At 33.1% G+C, this 18935-nt stretch carries 17 protein-coding genes and 3 pseudogenes; all 20 read right to left on the bottom strand.

Annotated features, from left to right (window positions below; genetic code table 11):
• Positions 1-491 (bottom strand): annotated as a pseudogene (locus DFR56_RS13230) (phospho-sugar mutase); the annotation flags it as partial.
• Between the two features lie 117 nt (positions 492-608).
• On the bottom strand, positions 609-926 hold the full coding sequence (locus DFR56_RS13225; RefSeq protein WP_110395922.1) for a hypothetical protein: 318 nt from the start codon (positions 924-926) through the stop codon (positions 609-611).
• Entirely contained in the window at positions 911-1933 is a 1023-nt protein-coding gene (locus DFR56_RS13220; RefSeq protein ID WP_110395921.1) for an anti-sigma factor, read from the bottom strand. Before DFR56_RS13220 ends, DFR56_RS13225 begins: the two co-directional genes overlap by 16 nt.
• Positions 1926-2417 (bottom strand): sigma-70 family RNA polymerase sigma factor, encoded by a 492-nt coding sequence (locus tag DFR56_RS13215; protein WP_110395920.1) that lies wholly within the window; start codon positions 2415-2417, stop codon positions 1926-1928. The genes DFR56_RS13220 and DFR56_RS13215 overlap by 8 nt, the downstream gene beginning before the upstream one ends.
• A 252-nt stretch (positions 2418-2669) precedes the next feature.
• Positions 2670-2972: pseudogene (locus DFR56_RS13210) on the bottom strand (MBL fold metallo-hydrolase); the annotation flags it as partial.
• A gap of 411 nt (positions 2973-3383) precedes the next feature.
• Positions 3384-5122: pseudogene (locus DFR56_RS13205) on the bottom strand (phospho-sugar mutase).
• Between the two features lie 136 nt (positions 5123-5258).
• Positions 5259-6425 (bottom strand): nucleotide sugar dehydrogenase, encoded by a 1167-nt coding sequence (locus DFR56_RS13200; protein ID WP_110395919.1) that lies wholly within the window; start codon positions 6423-6425, stop codon positions 5259-5261.
• 20 nt (positions 6426-6445) lie between these two features.
• Positions 6446-7477 (bottom strand): GDP-mannose 4,6-dehydratase, encoded by a 1032-nt coding sequence (locus DFR56_RS13195; protein ID WP_110395918.1) that lies wholly within the window; start codon positions 7475-7477, stop codon positions 6446-6448.
• Between the two features lie 185 nt (positions 7478-7662).
• Entirely contained in the window at positions 7663-9138 is a 1476-nt protein-coding gene (locus tag DFR56_RS13190) for a lipopolysaccharide biosynthesis protein (protein ID WP_110395917.1), read from the bottom strand.
• A 461-nt stretch (positions 9139-9599) separates the two neighbouring features.
• Complete coding sequence (locus tag DFR56_RS13180) at positions 9600-10523, bottom strand: ATP-grasp fold amidoligase family protein (protein WP_110395915.1); 924 nt, start codon at positions 10521-10523, stop codon at positions 9600-9602.
• Positions 10524-10813: 290 nt separating this feature from the next.
• A complete protein-coding gene (locus tag DFR56_RS13175) occupies positions 10814-11977 on the bottom strand; it encodes a glycosyltransferase family 4 protein (RefSeq protein WP_158525641.1) in 1164 nt (387 codons plus the stop codon).
• Positions 11961-13265 (bottom strand): hypothetical protein, encoded by a 1305-nt coding sequence (locus DFR56_RS13170; RefSeq protein WP_110395913.1) that lies wholly within the window; start codon positions 13263-13265, stop codon positions 11961-11963. The genes DFR56_RS13175 and DFR56_RS13170 overlap by 17 nt, the downstream gene beginning before the upstream one ends.
• A 46-nt stretch (positions 13266-13311) precedes the next feature.
• Positions 13312-14409, bottom strand: a complete 1098-nt coding sequence (gene wecB / locus DFR56_RS13165) for a non-hydrolyzing UDP-N-acetylglucosamine 2-epimerase (protein WP_110395912.1) — start codon at positions 14407-14409, stop codon at positions 13312-13314.
• A gap of 179 nt (positions 14410-14588) precedes the next feature.
• The gene (locus tag DFR56_RS23835) at positions 14589-14900 is read right to left on the bottom strand and encodes a UDP binding domain-containing protein (protein ID WP_342353163.1); all 312 of its coding nucleotides are present in this window, start codon (positions 14898-14900) and stop codon (positions 14589-14591) included.
• Positions 14875-15057 carry a hypothetical protein gene (locus DFR56_RS23830; RefSeq protein ID WP_342353162.1) on the bottom strand — a complete coding sequence of 61 codons (183 nt, stop codon included), beginning with the start codon at positions 15055-15057 and terminating at the stop codon, positions 14875-14877. The genes DFR56_RS23835 and DFR56_RS23830 overlap by 26 nt, the downstream gene beginning before the upstream one ends.
• Positions 15058-15083: 26 nt before the next feature.
• Positions 15084-15275 carry a hypothetical protein gene (locus DFR56_RS23825; protein WP_342353164.1) on the bottom strand — a complete coding sequence of 64 codons (192 nt, stop codon included), beginning with the start codon at positions 15273-15275 and terminating at the stop codon, positions 15084-15086.
• A gap of 223 nt (positions 15276-15498) precedes the next feature.
• A complete protein-coding gene (locus DFR56_RS23820) occupies positions 15499-15591 on the bottom strand; it encodes a hypothetical protein (RefSeq protein WP_342353161.1) in 93 nt (30 codons plus the stop codon).
• Between the two features lie 113 nt (positions 15592-15704).
• Positions 15705-16856 carry a glycosyltransferase family 4 protein gene (locus DFR56_RS13155; protein WP_110395911.1) on the bottom strand — a complete coding sequence of 384 codons (1152 nt, stop codon included), beginning with the start codon at positions 16854-16856 and terminating at the stop codon, positions 15705-15707.
• Between the two features lie 103 nt (positions 16857-16959).
• Positions 16960-18234 carry a glycosyltransferase family 4 protein gene (locus tag DFR56_RS13150; RefSeq protein ID WP_110395910.1) on the bottom strand — a complete coding sequence of 425 codons (1275 nt, stop codon included), beginning with the start codon at positions 18232-18234 and terminating at the stop codon, positions 16960-16962.
• A 59-nt stretch (positions 18235-18293) separates the two neighbouring features.
• Positions 18294-18929, bottom strand: coding sequence for a NeuD/PglB/VioB family sugar acetyltransferase (locus tag DFR56_RS13145; protein WP_110395909.1), 636 nt, complete (start codon positions 18927-18929; stop codon positions 18294-18296).
• Between the last annotated feature and the right edge of the window lie 6 nt (positions 18930-18935).

The raw sequence follows: 18935 nt of genomic DNA, 5'->3' as shown, positions 1-18935 counted from the left end.
TCCGTCCTTCCATCCATACCGTCCTCAACATAAACTCGTTCACTATTCGTATAATCTTCACGCACTAGAACTCGCCTTCCCACAAATTCAACAGGTGGATTCTCACGAAAATCACTCATGATCGCTGCTATTTTCTCCACACCTTCTCTTCCTTCTAAGGTGAGTGACTCCAATCCTTCTAAATAGTATGCGTACTCTTTGAAAATTTCACTGAGCGCATCGAGCAATGTCATCTTTTTCGCCTTATAATAGGCAGCAACCTCCGCAAGCCACAGACAAGTTTGCACTGCATCTTTATCACGGACAAAATCACCAATCAAATAACCATAGCTTTCTTCATACCCTAATAAAAACGAGCGATCGCTCTGGGCTTCAAACTCTCTAATCTTTTCACTAATGTATTTAAAGCCTGTTAACGTATCAATCGTTTCAATTCCGTGAGCAGCGGCGATATCCCGTCCTAGTTCGGAAGTTACAATTGGTTTAAGCACTGTTGCACCTTTAGGTAGGTCATTTTTCTTTTGTGTAATTAAATAGTGATTATTAGTAATTAAATACTCAACAATCGCACCCTTTTGCTTAATAAGCTTTTAATTCCCATTAATATATCAAGGCTTCGGATTAATCCCCACCCAAGATATCCCGATCATTAAAAATGTAAAGACTAAAATAAACAAACTAATCCCTATTCCCCAAAGTGCATATAATCTCGATCTTTTGGATGTAATCAACCCAAACAACCCTAAAAAAAAACCAACAATCGGAAGGGTGATGAGAAACATTTCCGGAAAATCATCGATATCAATTAATAATGCAACATTAATCCCCGCCAGCGCCATAAGAGCGATCAGGAAGGATAGAAATCCCGAAATGGTTGGCAATTTTCTTTGTTTTCCTTTGCTCATATTGTTTATTTCCAGTTCCATAGCTTCATTTCCCCCACCTTCATGACTTTAATTAGATCATTATCTTTCAGTTTTCTTAATTCCGAAGTTGGTCCGGTGACAACTGCTCCATAGACTTGGATTCCATTTTTCTCAATGTAAGAGATTCTTTCTTTTAAAGCTAAAGATCTTGCCCGCGATATTTTCTCGGCTGTTTTTTCATCCTTAGTAAGGAATTTTAAAATATCTAAAAATACCTCCTCATTTGATTTTTCTCCATTAAATGGTGACCATGTGCTGGTGTCGACCTGTAGCGGATAGCCGATTGGCGCAACTGAATATCCCGCTTCATATAAGTTCTTATCCTCAAGCCCCGTATCAACGGCTACCCATCTTACCTCGACCTTGTTCCCGAACTGATTTTCAAGCTCCTCCGGCTTTATTAAATGATTCAAAGAAAGATAAATCTCCCCTACCGTTCCATCCGGAAGGTGCTCGAGAATATCCCAGTCCGAATTGACTTTTTTGCCATATGGCCCGTCTGGATGATAAAGCATATCTGTCTCCATGTCCCCTGTAATGGGAAGCGGCCTCTCAAGCTTCATATCACGCTCAGGAAAATTTGGCTTATCCAGCGCAATAAGAATAGAGTATTCCCCCGCTTTATAATCCTCTTTCCCAATCCGCTTAAACACATCAAAATAAATATTCATCGTAAAAAATCCGATATCCTCTTCTAACTCCATCTCTTCTAAACTCATGTTCGGTTCAGTTACATAAATAGTTTTTGTGGTGATATCAATTAAATGGTTCGCTTTTCCGCCAATCGCGTAATACAAATAGCTACTTAAGGTGAGCACCGGCACAATTAATAGTAAGATAGCTAGAGTGATCATAATGTTTGTCTTTAGCGCATGGTTTCTGCCCGCATTAATCAGCCGTTTTTGATTCTCTTCCGGCACCTTGTGGTTTTTTGCGTAGTCCTGCATCGATTCGTTTAAAAAAGATTGATAAAATTCCTCATCGTTTTGTTTTTGCTTTTTATCCATCCTGCCTCCTCCTATCCTTCACCCTTTCAACCACCTTTTTCCTTCCCCTTGATAAATGGCTCTTCAGCGTATTTAGATTTAATTGAAGAATTTCAGCCGCTTCTTTTAAACTCAAATGATGCAAGTCACAAAGAACAAGTGCATGCATTTCGGTATCCTTCAATGAATGAATATCGTTCATGAGTGCGGCAAACCCTTCCTTCTCTAAAAGATCAACTTCCGGTGATTTCATGCTGATTTGATTATGTACCCCATCGGTAATGACTAGTCGTTTATGTTTTCTGATAAAATCGATAAAAGCATGATAGGCCACTTTAAACAACCAAGGTTTAATATGGTTTATGTCATCTTCCATCAGCTGAAGATACGCCCGGTAAAACGTCTCCTGAACTAAATCCTCTGCTGTATGGTGATTTTTTGAAAGGGAAAACAAGTATCGATATAGATCATCTACATAAGCTTCAAACGCCTCATCTAAATCCACCGCCTTCCCCCCTTCAACCTATCCACGAAACAGCCATATAAAAAGTTGCAAAATCAGAAAATATTTTTTTGTTTTTTAAAAGACGAAATAGAATCAAGCTACTACTACTTAAAAGAAGAATAGCAAAGATTATAGTATTTATAATTTCCCCCGATTAATTACTTGAAAAGGAATAGAACAAAAAAGCACAATTTCTTATTCCTGAATTGCGCGTTTATTGAAGATCTATTGTATTATACCTGGGTGTTATTGTGGATTAGCAATAACTAATTCATGATTCTCCTTAGCAGCTGCATAACCTGTAATTACACTTTTTAAACTTGGAAAATATAATGAAATATGCCTGGTGGTATATCTTGGTGTTGCTACTACTTTACATTTATTATCTAAAATCATATCACCATCATGTACCTTTTCATCAATTGAAACATGCTTCAAATTCTTTAATTGCTGTATAAACCATTTACCAAATTTCATTTCTTTATTTGCCATATTTTCTAGCATTTCTTCGGCTTGAACCAATCTCTCTGACTTCATTTCACCACTAATTCGGGAATAGATTACGCAAATCTTATAATATTTGGGAAGCTGATTCAATTTCCTTCTCACTCATTCGACAAACATGGAACATATGTATCATTACTAGTAATTATACACTCACAATCACCATAGTCAATATATAGTGCTTATTATATGTTTTTTATTCTATATATTGATTTAAAGGCAGAGTTTGTATTATATTTTTGCTTTAAGTAAAATTATATTCTTCACTTAACATTCTAGTAGTATTGATAAAGTCACTAGTCACATTTCTTTTGATAAATGCAATTATTGAAAGTAATGCAAAATAAAAGTCAGGGTTATGCAATGAAAAATATTTAACTTTGCAAAACTAGATTTAAAACAAAAATCCCCGAGCCAAAGATCTTCTCTCCTTTGATTCAGGGATTTTATCATTACCTTATTTTAAACCGTACTCATTACCGATACTCTCCCCATCACTTCCTCCACCACTTCCTTCAACACCTGCTCACTTGCCTCTGCAGTCTCTTCCTTCACGCCAAAATAAAACTTAATTTTCGGCTCCGTTCCAGACGGCCGCACACACACCCATGCCCCGCCCTCAAGCTTGTACTTCAATACATTCGAATTTGGAAGCTCAATAATTCCCGTCCTTCCATCCATACCGTCCTCAACATAAACGCGTTCACTACTCGCATAATCTTCACGAATTAGAACTCGCCTTCCCGCAAATGCATAGGTGGATTCTCACGAAAATCACTCATGATCGCTGCTATTTTCTCCACACCTTCTCTTCCTTCTAAGGTGAGTGACTCCAATCCTTCTAAATAGTATCCGTACTCTTTGAAAATTTCACTGAGCGCATCGAGCAATGTCATCTTTTTCACCTTATAATATGCAGCAACTTCCGCAAGCAACAAACAAGTTTGCACCGCATCTTTATCACGGACAAAATCACCAATCAAATAACCATAGCTTTCTTCATACCCTAATAAAAACGAGCGATCACCCTGGGCTTCAAACTCTCTAATCTTTTCACTAATGTATTTAAAGCCTGTTAACGTATCAATCGTTTCAATTCCGTGAGCAGCGGCGATATCCCGTCCTAGTTCAGAAGTTACAATTGTTTTAAGCACTGTTGCGCCTTTAGGTAGGTCATTTTTCTTTTGTGTAATTAAATAGTGAAGTAATAATGCACCAATTTGGTTTCCTGTGAGTAGCTTATAATCCCCGTCCGCTTGCACGGCAACTCCAACCCGGTCTGCATCCGGATCTGTCGCAAGTAAGATATCCGCTCCAAGCTTTTTTCCATACTCCATTGCTAAAGAAAATGCTGCTGGATCTTCTGGATTAGGATATTTCACCGTAGGAAAACCTCCATCTGCATGTTCTTGTTCATTCACTACATGGACATGCTCAAATCCAACTGCCTTAAGTCCTTTTCTAACTGGTATATTCCCTGTTCCATGGAGGGGAGTATACACAATAGTAAAATCTTCTGCAACTTGATCGATCACGTCGCGTTTTACGATTAACGACTCTAATTGCTTTAAATAAGCTTGGTCCACTGTTTCGCCAATGATTTCAAGTAGTCCCGCTTCCTTTAACACCGCTTCCTCACTAACTGGAATCGTTAACTCATTTTCGACCTCATTTACTTTAGCAACTACCACATCCGCGTCTTCTGATGCAAATTGAGCACCATCCTCCCCATACACTTTAAACCCGTTATATGCAGCCGGATTATGACTTGCCGTAATAACAATCCCGCTAAATGCATGTAAATAACGCACAGCAAAAGATAATTCTGGAGTCGTTCGAAGACTTTCAAAAACATACACTTGAATCCCGTGGTAACCGAGCGTTTTTGCTGCTTCCATTGCAAATGCAGCCGACTTGTGGCGCGAGTCGTATGCAATGACGACACCACGATTTTTTGCTTCATCCCCATGTTGCACAATAAAACGCGCTAATCCTTCTGCCGCTTTACGAATCGTATAGATATTCATCCGATTCGTTCCAGGGCCAATGATGCCGCGCATCCCACCCGTTCCAAATTCTAAATGCTTGTAAAAACAATCCTCTAACTCACTTTGGTCGCCTATTGCTTGTAGTTGTTGTCTAAGTTCTTGATTTAACTCGGGAAAATGTAGCCATCTTTCATGTTCAGTTTGCCAGTTCAACGATATACCTCCATCGATTTATTCATTATTTTTAAAGCTTGGCTTCTCGCCAAGCCTTAGTTGTACTTATGTAATAAAAGTTTTATCTGCCAAAAAAGACCTGCAACTCCATCACAGGTCTTTCATTTCAATCTATCTAGTCCCTACTAAATAAGTCTCTCGTATATACTTTATCTCTAACATCTTTAATCTCTTCATCAAGGCGATTAGCGACGATCACATCACTAATCTCTTTAAATTCATTGAAATCCTTCACAACGCGAATTCCATCAAATTCTTCTGCATCTAAAACAGGTTCATACACAACAACTTCAATGCCTTTGTCTTTGATACGATCAATAACTCCTTGGATGGCAGATTGTCTGAAGTTATCCGAACCTGTCTTCATCGTTAAACGATAAATCCCAACAATCTCAGGGTTACGTGCTAAAATCCTATTTGCAATATGATCTTTTCTCGTATCATTCGCATCGACAATTGCCGTAATGATATTGTTCGGCACATCTTTAAAGTTAGCCAAAAGTTGCTTTGTATCTTTCGGTAAGCAGTAGCCCCCATATCCGAACGATGGGTTATTGTAATGATCACCAATTCGAGGATCAAACCCAATGCCTTCCACAATTTGTTTCGTATCAAGTCCCTTTAATTCCGCATATGTATCTAATTCGTTAAAGAAAGACACACGCATTGCCAAGTACGTATTTGCGAACAGCTTAATTGCCTCAGCTTCCGTAGAATCAGTAAAGAGCATTGGAATATCCTTCTTAATTGCGCCTTCAGCAAGTAGTTGAGCAAACTTTTTTGCACGTTCTGATCGTTCACCAACAATAATTCGTGATGGATGCAGATTGTCATACAACGCTTGCCCTTCACGTAAAAACTCTGGTGAAAACATAATATTATTCGTCATAAATTTTTTGCTCACTGCTTCTATATACCCTACTGGAATCGTTGATTTGATGACCATTGTCGCGCGTGGGTTAATAGATAAAACATTTTCAATAACCGTTTCAACTGAACTTGTATCAAAATAGTCTTTTTCAGGATCATAATTTGTCGGCGTAGAGATAATAATAAATTCCGCATCTGTAAAAGCTTCTTCAGGATCAGTCGTTGCTTTTAAGTTTAAATCTTTCGTAGTAAGAAATTCCTCAATTTCATTATCTGCTATCGGTGACTTCTTGTTATTAATCATATCGACTTTTTCTTCGATAATATCTAACGCGACGACTTCATTGTGTTGGGCTAACAGAACGGCGTTAGAAAGACCGACATAGCCAGTGCCGGCGACTGCGATTTTCATTTTTAACCACATCCTTGCTTTTATTTTACGTTATAGTAATCAACATACCAATCAGCAAATTTCTGTAGACCTTCTTCAATTGACGTTTCTGGTTTAAATCCAACAGCTTCATACAATAAATCAGTAGACGCATATGTAGCTGGTACATCACCTGGTTTAATAGGTTCATAGATCTTTTCAAACTCTACTTTTCTTCCAGTTGCGTTACTTAACGCTTTTTCTAAAGCATGTATGAAATCCATAAGTTTTTCTGGATTATTATTTCCGATATTAAAGACTCGATGGGGTGCACCTTCACTCTTTGATGGTGGGTTGGTTAACAAGCGCTCAATCCCTGTAACTATATCATCTATATATGTAAAATCACGATATAAGTCATTATCAAAATCACCATTGTTAAATATTTTAATCGGTTCACCAGCGAAATACTTATCTGCAAATCCGAAATAGGCCATATCTGGTCTTCCCATCGGTCCATAAACCGTAAAGAAACGTAAACCTGTTGCAGGAATGTTGTATAGATGACTATAGGTATGAGCCATTAATTCATTTGATTTTTTGGTAGATGCATATAAAGATACAGGATTATCAACAAAGTCAGTTTCTTCAAAAGGAACCTTTTTATTTGCACCATAGACAGAGCTAGAAGATGCATAAACTAAATGTTCTACAGGATGATGTCTACAAGCTTCTAGGATATTATAAAAGCCTATGATGTTGCTTTGAATATATACATCGGGATTCTCTATGGAATAACGGACTCCCGCTTGTGCAGCTAAATTCACTACAAAGTTTGGCTTGTATTTAGCGAAAACATCCGTCAACTGTGACTTTTCAGCAATATCACCTTTAATAAAAGTGAAGTTCTTATAAGATTTTAAAAGATCAAATCGTGCTTGTTTTAAATTGATGTCATAATAATCATTTAGATTATCAATACCAATTACTTGGCATCCTTGTTCTAATAGTTTTTTAGACAAGAAGGATCCTATAAATCCTGCCGCACCTGTTATAAGATATGTTTTAGTTGTATTTAATGTTTTATCACTCATGGTTTACTCCTTAAACTTAATAGTTCATCAACATATTTGATACACTTGAAAATAATCTTTAAAGTTTTACGAATTATACATTCCAATACTTTAAATAAGAAAATATTCACCATTGCAAATTTAGATAGGCACTAATCACTTTACTGCTTTAATATAGCAGGGGAATGGCGCAAAACTATTCTACATCAACTTCTATTTTTTGAAACCTTTTGCGGCAATACTCCTTTCCCCAAACTCATTATTTCTTTTCTCATTTTAGGAAACAAGAATAAAACACCAAAATAAATGAGTGCACATAAAAAAATCGATATTATACTCCATAGCACGTTATCACTTACTTTTATCAAAAGATAACCAAATAGACCCATTACTAATACAGAAATCATAGTTGGTAATACATTAATAAATGTTTTAAATATAGAAATTTTCATTACAAGCTTCATGATGATTAGATGAACAGCAACAAACTGCGTTCTAATCCAAGATCTTGCAAAAACAAGTGGCCAAAATCCGTATTTTGCAGCTATAATAACTGTAGGTACTAACACTATTAAATGTAGCACTTGTGCTAAAAAGGACAACTTAGGCTTTCCTTTTGCACGATACACTTCACTGCAAAATTGACCATATACTATCATTATTGCACTAGTTAAAGCCCATATTCCAATAATGCTGCTTGCTTCACTCCATTGATTACCTAACATTAATTGTGTGGCTAAGTCACTATATAAATAAACACCAACACCCATTGGAAATACCAAAACAGAAACTAATCTTTGGAACTTAAAATACATACTATTAAATTTATTATTATCATTTTGTAAGCGAGATAAAGTTGAAAATAACACTGGAACAATAGCGGCTGTAACTAACGCTAATAGTGAGTTAACCATAATTGTTGATGTTTTATAAAGGCCTAAGTAATATTGACTCAAAAAGTAACCAATAATTAATGTATCAATCCAAACTGTGAACCAAATAGAAATTGACTCTATTAAGGACCAAATACTAAAAGAAAGCATTTGTTTTAAAATTTTAAAATCATAAAATAAATTAGGTTTCCATTTTGATTTAAGTGTCAAAAATATTGCATTAAAAATTTGCATAGAAATCATACCAATTATTAAAGACCAATAACTAAGACCAAAGAATGCTAAAGGTATAGTAACTAAAAATGGAATAACAATCCCAATAATTCTAACTGTAAATAATGTTTTAAAATCGAAACTACGTCTATACAAAGCCATTTGAATACTAGAAAAAGATGTTAAAGGTAATTGAATACACGCTATAACAATCACAATACCAAGACCTGGGTTCCCAACTAGCATAGCTATTTGATTATTAAATAATATTATTATCGCCCATAAAAAAAGAGACAGAATGAAATTTGTCCAAAAAGCTACATTTGCACTTTGATACTTATCCTTCACATTTTTAAATTCACGTTGTACTAGATATTTTTGGAAACCAGCATCAGTAAACATATCAGTAAAACTGATAATCATTGTTATTGTGGCTATAACACCGAATGCCTCAGGAGCTAAAATCCTTGCTAATATCATATTAGTTAATGGAGTAATAATCTTAGAAACTACTTGCGTTAGTGATGACCATTTTGTTGCATTTGTAATTCTTTTATTAAATTCTTTCTCTTCCACCTTAATTTTCTCCTTTTATAACTTCAGGCTCTTCCAATAATTTTTTAATTTTTAAATTTTTAAATTAGGAAAGAAATATTATACTCCAATAACTATATCTAGAATTTTTTAGATTAATTTATACAAACCGCCAATAAGTCAAATGACTATTAATCAAACTTCGGTATATATTTTATTTTATAATAAGCAGATTAAATTTAATAATACCACTAGATTTTTTTCATTTCCTGTTTGTTTATTGATAAAAATAATTACTATGTATTGCATTTGGAAAAACTCAATTTTATCACTTTTCACAATATCTTTTTCAATCAAACTTCTTTTATTTCTACTTGAAACAAAAACAATGCCACTAACGTCTAATAAGTGCATTGGATTTTTTTCAACACTTTTTTTATGTTCTTAAAGCTGTGGATTCTAATCCCTATGTCCTCTTCCAAAGCAACATTTTTGAAATTATTTCAATCGGTTTTCGGTAACTTTAGCCATTCTCCTATTTGATTATCAAATTTAGTTGGTCTAATTTGACCCATACCACTTTGATGAAAAAATGTCATTTCACCAAATATTATTTTTTCTTTAATATAATAAAAATCGACTCTAAGATGGGGGATATTTGCAGATAATTTTTTGCTTAAATTAATCATTTCACATAATTTTTCAGGTTTTTTAACTTTGATTCCCAATTCCTTTGGATAAGATATCTCCTCATCCATAAGATTCCATTCTAAATCATATAAATTCCTTCTTGTTTTTTTCTTATTTGTTATACTAAAATCCACTGTTATAAATTTAGGTTCTCCATTAAAACAAAAAAACCTATAGTCTCGTAACTCATCACCATCGTTCTGTTCAATAAACTTTTCACAAATAATCCGCGGTCTAACTTGTTTGTAAGGCCATTCTCTACCAAACCAGTACCAATTTTTTTTCATCCACTTATTTAATTTTCCTTTTACATCCTTTATATTTAATTCTTTTTTATTTGTACAAATAATATTAGCACTGGAACCATGTGTACACTTTAATACAAACTTTTCTGGAAGGGAATTCCAGTCTATTTCATCAATACTATTATAGACTCCGATTAGTGGTATTAAATACTCATCACCAATAATTTCAGCAATATAAGATCTAACAGCATATTTATCAACATATTTAGTATATTCTGGTTTTCTATTATAAAGTTTTAACCATTGTAATTTTTCATTATATGTCTGAGGATTAACAAGGTTAAGTTTTTTTCCTGTTTCTCCCCAATATAATAATTTTAAGTAATATTTATCGGGCAACCAATTGAATACACGCTTATCTCCTAAGGCATAAATTAAACCTTTTGGTTTGTTTTTTACTATCCTTCCAAACGTTTTAATTTTTTTTATCATTATTATTCCTCCAAAAATAACCTATCTTGATATAAATACCGTCTATTTACCTTAAAAATTAAAGCCTTTTATTTGTTATGAATACAGGGATAGATTAGATTGCATTTTATTTGGAATAGCGGATATAAAATTATTGGCTACATCGGCTAATACCTTTTGAAATTAAAAGCTTGAATCCTTAAGCATGTTCTATAGACTTTGCCCTTCACCAATACTCTCATTGTCAAATGTGAAGAGTATAATTAAATTAATTTTTACTGAAGTATCAACAACTCTAAAAAGATAATTACTTAATAAGAGCTTTTCTCCATAAAATTAATTATATTCTTAGCTCGATTCTCAATTCTTAGTGTAGAAGCATGCTTTAATGAAGCTGCAGACATTCTACGCCTCAATTGTTCATTATCCCTTACTAACTTTATAGCATTTTTTATCTCTTCTATATTCATTGGATCTACCCTAATTGAATTATCTTCCCATAATATGTCGTCATTAAATGGTTTGTCAGAGGAAATAATCGGTAATCCACATGCCATAGCTTCAATTATAGCATTACAACATCCTTCATTTAATGTAGGAAGAACAAAAACATCTGCTGCACTCAACTTTTCAGCAATTTTATTATGAGGTACTTTCCCCATATGCAAAACACCCTCGCATGTTGGTGTTTCCGATCCACTTCCTATGAAAATAGACTTAACTCCAGGTAGCCCATCCAATGCTTTAGATACTCTCGCTGTCCCCTTTCTATGAATAAAATGTCCTAGAAAAGCAATAATAAAATCCTTCTGATTATAGCCAAGTTTTTTTCTCATTTCCTGTTTGTTTTTTTGACAAAAATAATTACTATCTATTGCATTCGGAAAAACCTCAATTTTATCACTCTTCACGATATCTCTTTCAATTAATCGTCGTTTATTTTCACTTGAAACAGAAATCACACCACTGACATCAGTAAGTGCATTAGAAATTTTTTCAACACCTATTTTTTCTATATGTTCTAGTGAACTTTCTCCAAATGCGAAAAAGGATGGAATTTTATACTTTTTCCCTAGTTCAACAGCTGTAATACCAGATGATACTATAAAGTGTCCATAAAAAGCATCTGCATTTAGGTTCAATCTGTTAAGTTCTTTATACACTGAATGCTTGAAGCTTTTTATTGTTAAACTTCCAGCGTTAAATCTAAATATTTCTTTTCTTGAGAAAGAAATATATCTTGGAGAATAAATTTTAACTTTATTACCTTTTTTAGTTGTTTTTGTCCATTCCCTAGGTCTTCTTTTATTTTTTTCAAATAAAGTATTGCTAATATTTTGTGGTGAAATAACTGTACAACTAATGTCCATATCTGCCCATGAACTAACTAATTGATCGACAAAAGTATATTTAGGTACTTCTGGGGTTGGATAACCAGATGAGATTATACATATTTCTTTAATTTTCTTGCTCATAGTTACCTCCATTATTTTTATATCTCTCATAAACAGCAATTGCTACTCCCATAAGTATCCATGGGAATAGGCCAACTCTAAGTTCTCTAAAAAAATAATAGCCTATAGAAAAAACTTGATAACTAAACAGTCCAACAAACGAAGCTGCCATTAAAGTCATTATAGTTTTATTATAATAAAGATATTTCATGCCCTTTAAAAAATATATTAACAATATAACAATTACAGAATATTGTAGTAAAAAACCAACAGCACCATATTGTATAAATATATTTACTGGCTCAATCTCAACTCCATAGGAATATACGCTATTATTTATCACTTGTTTAGAGAGACCAAATAAGAACTGAAATGGGGTTTCTATTTCCGAAAAAAAGTAAAGCGCCTGTTCTGTTCGGCCTCCACCTTCTGTCTCAAATAGTTGATTCCACTTAGAAACCATTGGAACAATGAAATTATTACCACTTTTATAAAGATATGTAACAACACCAAAAAGGAATGTTGTTCCAAAAAACATATATAATGTGGGTTTCAAACTTTTTTTGAATATATATATATTGATAATATAAAATAACAATATTGAAAATACTAATGCTAACATCCCTGCTCTAGCTTGACTTGCAAAAATAGTTACAATCGCTAGAACCATAAGAATCACGGATAAACCTTTATACTTCTTGTAATATTTAAAAACTGAGTAAGCAAATACAAAGAAGAATGTCGCTATTCCTCCGTTCGCTGTTCCATGTTGGGAAAACCCATGCATTCTTATTCCAGATAAATCTCTGTTTAATTGATTAAGCTGAAGACTTCCATCTCTAAAAGGATATAATTGTATGAAGAACTCTCTTCCTGGCCAAGGTATCCATTGAAGTATTCCTATTAGCATGGCGATATTTAAAAACACTAAAAAATACTTTATAAAAGTATCGGCTTTAATATTCCCTTTATAAAACCAGATTATAAAGGAAATCAAAGCTAAGTATCTTGCAATATATTGAAACGAATCTGTTGGAAATTCAAATTTATCAATAGTAGTTATTGTTCCATATAGAGTAGATATGAAAATTTCAATTAAAATAAGAATAAATAGCAAAATTATACTTTTGGTAATTTTCGGAACACCTATTTCACCTAATAGTACAAAGAAAAAAATAAGAACACCTATAGGTAATAGCAAATATAAAACTGGCATGCCAAAGGAAAGCACATAAACAGAAGGCAAGATACTTAAAAATAATATTAACATTAATACTAAATTGTTTGGTTTTATAGTGATCTTTAACATAAATAAACCTACCTTAATTATGAAAATAAATTAAATAATATTAACTCTACTCATTACTTAAAATTTCGGCAATTTTTTTACTCGCAGTTCCATCACCATAAGGATTACTAGCTTGACTCATCTTTTCATATTCATTTCCATCTTCAAGCAATAGTTTAAAGTTCTCATAAATTATTTCTTCTTCTGTTCCTACTAATTTAAGTGTCCCTGCTTTTATTCCTTCTGGCCGTTCTGTTGTATCACGCATAACTAACACTGGTTTACCTAAACTTGGAGCTTCTTCTTGAATTCCACCACTGTCAGTTAATATAAGGTAAGATTGGTTAAGAAAGTTATGAAAATCTAGTACTTCCAAAGGCTCTATAATTCTTATTCGTTTGTTGCCTCCAAATATTTTATTTGCCGCTTCTCTTACAACCGGATTCATATGAATCGGATAGATTACTTTAATGTCTTGATGTTCATCCACAATCCGTTTAATTGCTTTAAACATATTTTTCATCGGTTCACCAAGGTTTTCTCTTCTGTGAGCCGTAATCATAATTAGTTTGCTATCTGAGGCCCAATCAAGCTGCTCATGAGAAAATTCTTTATGTACAGTTGTTTTTAGTGCGTCAATAGCCGTATTACCAGTAACGTAAATACTGAAAGGATTTTTTCCTTCTTTTAAAAGGTTTTCTTTAGCCATCTCTGTTGGAGCAAAATTATACTTAGATACAAGTCCAACAGCTTGACGATTAAACTCTTCTGGATATGGAGAATAGATATCATGGGTTCTCAACCCAGCTTCAACATGACCAACTGGAATTTGCAAATAGAAGCAAGCTAAAGCAGTCACAAACGTTGTTGAAGTATCCCCATGTACTAAGACAACGTCTGGTTTCACTTGTTCTAAAACGTCTTTCATTTTTTCTAAAATATTTATAGTTACATCAAATAATGTTTGCTTTTCTTTCATAATAGATAAATTATAATCTGGCTTTACATCAAATGCCTGAAGCACTTGATCTAACATTTCTTTATGTTGACCTGTAACACAAACAATTGTATCTAAGTTATCTTTTTCTTTTAATTCTTTTACTAAAGGGCACATTTTAATCGCTTCTGGCCTTGTACCGAATACTACCATTATTTTTTTATTCATTTTATCAACCAACTTTATTCTATAATTTGTATGGACCTTCAACTATGCAAATATTTTTTGTATCAAGAATTAGTTTATCTTTAATAAGTTCAATATTTTCCTTAATATGATCGTGTCCAACCATTATAACAAGTATCTCAATTTCATTTAAAAAGTCTTCAAAATTCATGAATTGATTGTCAAACAATTCTTTCTTTTATAAATGGATCATATACCTTTACTCCAAATGCCAAGTGTTCATCCATTCTTCCTAGTAGTTGGAGTGTAGGACTTTCTCTTGTATCATCCACGTTTTCTTTATATGCCAAGCCATATAAGCCAACTTTTGAAATATCTTTAATATTATGATCCCTCATTATATCACGAATACGTCCAAGTACATGAGTTGGCATTGAGTCATTTGTTTTCCGAGCTGTTAATATTAGATTCGTTAAATCTGGATAACCCCCTACTAAAAACCATGGATCAACTGAGATGCAGTGTCCCCCCAAAATCTGGTCCTGGTTGGAGAATATTTACCCTTGGATGTTGGTTAGCAATTCTAATGATTTCATACACATCCATTGAATCTACGCGACATATTTTAGCCAATTCATTTGCAAAAGCTATATTAATATCTCTATACGTATTCTCAATAACTTTTGACATTTCTGCCGATCTTATATCCGTTACAATTATTTCCTCTTAACAAAAGTTTTTGTAAATCCTTTAACTTTTTCACCAATTTCCGAAATGTCTGTTTCTATTGTTCTTAAATTATGTTCAAGCTCATAAACCATATTCCCGGGAATAATCCTTTCAGGCACATGCAGCAAATAGACGTCTTCTCCAATTACATAGCCTCTTTTTTCTATTCCTGGACGAATATATTTGTCAATGGTTCCAGGGGATACTGTAGATTCTATAAGTAAATTAGCTCCTTTATCACATATATCAAGGAAATGTGGAGAGCCGAGATAACATACTTTGGATCGAGCTTTTTTACTTCCTTAACGTAAGGAATCGGAACTACAAAAATATATGTATGTGTCTTCTGATATTCCGTTGAAAGCTCTATTCCATTTGCTACAGCCTCTTTAAAAAACCTTTTTATTGAAAAGTTAATTTACCCTGATTTAAAGATTCTACTAGTTCACTATTATAATCAGTACCAACTACTTTAAGTCCACTTTTTGCAAACATTAGTGCAGTCGATAAACCAATATACCAAGACCAATAACATTAATTACTGAAATGAAATTCCCCTCTCTGAACTTATAATTTTTTTCCTCAAAGTTCAATTATTCTATTCAATTTTACAAATTTATATATATTTCTTGTACTCTCTTTTTCATTTTAGCCCATGAATAATTCTTAAAGGCCTCTTTCGAATTATGTTTAATTTGTTCTAACAATTTTTTCTGTTCCATAAGGGATTTGATTGTACTATTAAACTCTTCTTCACTATATTGAATAGAGAAACCTATTTTTTCCGTTTCAACAAGTATATCAATCCCCGTCCCTTTCGCTACAATAATTGGTAAACCCAACATCATTGCCTCATAGACTTTATTAGGAGCTGAGTATTTATGATTTGGTATCGCCGGATCATACATTGCAAACATCACATCACACTGAGAATACAACTTTAAAGCATCTTCGTAACTAACTCGACCATAATACAAAATATTATTATAATTAGCTGCTACTTCTTTTACTAATGCTTCTGAGCGACCAAAGCCCGCAATCTTCAAAGTCACCTGCGGATTATTTTTAACAAAATTTATAGTTTCATTAATGAAGCGATTTTTAGATAATCCACCTACATACCCTAATGTTAATAAATTCGAACTATTGTCTTTATCTTTATTAGCGTATGAATTGATAGAATCAATTTGCAATTGTTCAACAGGTGAATTATGAACTACATAAAGGTTCTTAGGGTGACTTCCCTTTATTTGTTCCTTACGCTCTTCTGTACAGATAATAGTTGCATCAGATTTTGCTATGATAAAATATTCTAACTTTCTCACATGTTTTTTAAATCTTGAAGGAATCCCTTGTCTACTATCTATATAAAAATCGGCAATATGATAGATAATTTTTTTTTTCGTTAAAATAGAACAAATTAATGCGGGTATACCAGAATCTAAATCGAATGCGTGGATTACATCAAACTTTTTTCTATTTTTTAATAACCATAGAATTGTAAAAAATTGAAATAATACAAGCTGAAAGATGTTTCTTATACCTCTCCCAAAATCCGTTTTAAATTGCAACTCATAATTTGGGATAGATTGTTCTTGATATTTAAAAGGTTTATATATGAATTTACCACTCTTGCTTTTACTAAATCTACTTCTTGTAAGTGTGAGTGGTTTAGCCTCTATGTCCATTAACGCATCTATTATTCTAAAAAGACCGGCATTACTGCTAGCCTCTGCATTTCGTATTATGCATACTCTCATTTTCTAACATCCTTTAAGTTATATAAGCTCTAAAAAGTACTAATGTAAATAAACAATATATAACTACAACTCAAACTAAATCATTTCTTATTATTCTTGTACACTAGGTCTTTTTTCTATCCACTGTTTCTAATACATCAATTAGCTTCTTTGTTAACTTTTTAAAATCAAAATCTTCTGCTCCTTCTCTAGCGCTTTGTCCGAGAGCCATATACTGCTTTTTAGATATACCCTTTATTTTTAAAATTGCATTAGCCAATTCTTTTGGTGTACTTTCCTCGAGTTCAATACCACAATTATATCTATTTATTATTGAATAGCCCATTTTAACAGTTGATATTATTGGTTTTCCAGAAGCCATATATTCAAATAATTTGTTAGAGCTATTTCCTCTTTTCCAATTATATTGGGTTTGGGAATAGTTTAATATATTTATTGACGACTTACTTAATATGTAAGGTATAAATTTCTTGTTTACAAATCCCTTCATTTTAACATTGGTTAGATTTTTTTCTGCTACTCTTTTTTCTAGCATTTCTTTTTCGGTACCATCACCATAGATTAAAAATTGAATCTCTTTTTCATCTTTTAATATTGTCGCCGCGTCTAATATATTTCCTACATTGTTAACTGGGCGAATTGCCCCAACATATATCACATTAAATTTGTCAAAAACTAAATCTTCATCTTCTATTGTATTTTGAATAGATAGTTCATTAAAACTTTTTAAATCCACACCATTATTAATGTAGTAACATTTCTTAAGATCGATGTCTCCCCCCTGTTTAATATCCCATTTCTTTTCAATGATATAATCAGTATCTCCTTCTTTAGTAAAGATAAGCGCATCTGCATTCTTATAAATCCAACGTTCTCCTGCTAATAACACTTTTCCAAGAAGGCTTTTTTCTTTAGCTTTTTTAAATGCAAAAATTGCTTCTGGCCACAAATCTCTTATTTCACAAATACAGGGGACTCCTAGCTTTTTCGCAATTCTGATACCGGCAACCATTGTTAAAGGGTGTACACTAGAGGAAAGAATAAAATCTGGTTTTCCATATATTTTTACATATTTATTTGCAATTGATAATAAATTAAAAAAGAAAATACTCATATTTTTGACTCTATCTATACCATTTCCTATGGATTTAGTAGTCTTAACAAACACAAAGGGGATATCATTTAAGATTTTTCTAGAATATTTGTTATTATGACAATCAATAACATCGTCTGTGTTATGCCTAATATTCGCACAAAAAATTGTTGGTTCATACCCATTTATGGATAAATTTTCAGCAAACCAATAATGTCTACCACCTTTATTGAAAAACATATTAGTAGCATAGTGGTTGAATATCCATATTTTTTTCTTACTCATATACAAACCTTCTCCTCTATTTCAAAAATCATCTACCAGCTAGTGAATATAATTTCTTCCTAGTTCAGGTTCCTGATTTTTTTAGCAGGAACACCTGCATATACACTTTCTTTTTCTATATCTTTCAAAACGACAGCCCCTGCGCCTATAATAGAATTTTCACCTATTTCATGCAGTCCAGTGACTATAGTAGATTTCATACCAAGGAAAACTTTATCCTCAATATTTATTGATGCGCCAACACCAGTAAGAGTAGATATTAAGCAAGCTTTACCAATAGTTGTATGGTGTGCAATTACTACACCCGGACTAATTATGCAAAAATCATCTATTTTTACATTTGTCCATATATATACATTCGCTTGAACATATACGCCTTTACCCATCTGTGCACTCGGACTAATGATTGCCGACGGATGTATTAAGGAGGGTGTCTTGCCACCAATTTGATTAATCTTGTTCATTAAATTAAATCTTATTTTGTTGTTACCAATAGCTACGATAAAATTTTTCCCCTTAATTTCTTGTTCATTAAGAGCAGAAAACTTATCAATAACTTTGATTCCCATAACAGTACTTATTTCTTCAATTTTTTCATCGTAGAAACCCTTAACCTTATAACCCAGGATCCCGGCAAGTTCTAGCATAACTTCACCATAAGTTCCTGCACCAACTATATATATATCTTCCTGCATTAAATA

The sequence above is a fragment of the Pseudogracilibacillus auburnensis genome, from assembly GCF_003201975.1.
Classification (GTDB): domain Bacteria; phylum Bacillota; class Bacilli; order Bacillales; family Amphibacillaceae; genus Pseudogracilibacillus; species Pseudogracilibacillus auburnensis.
Note: the sequence above shows the minus strand (reverse complement) of the source record. Positions and strands in the feature narration are given on the sequence as shown.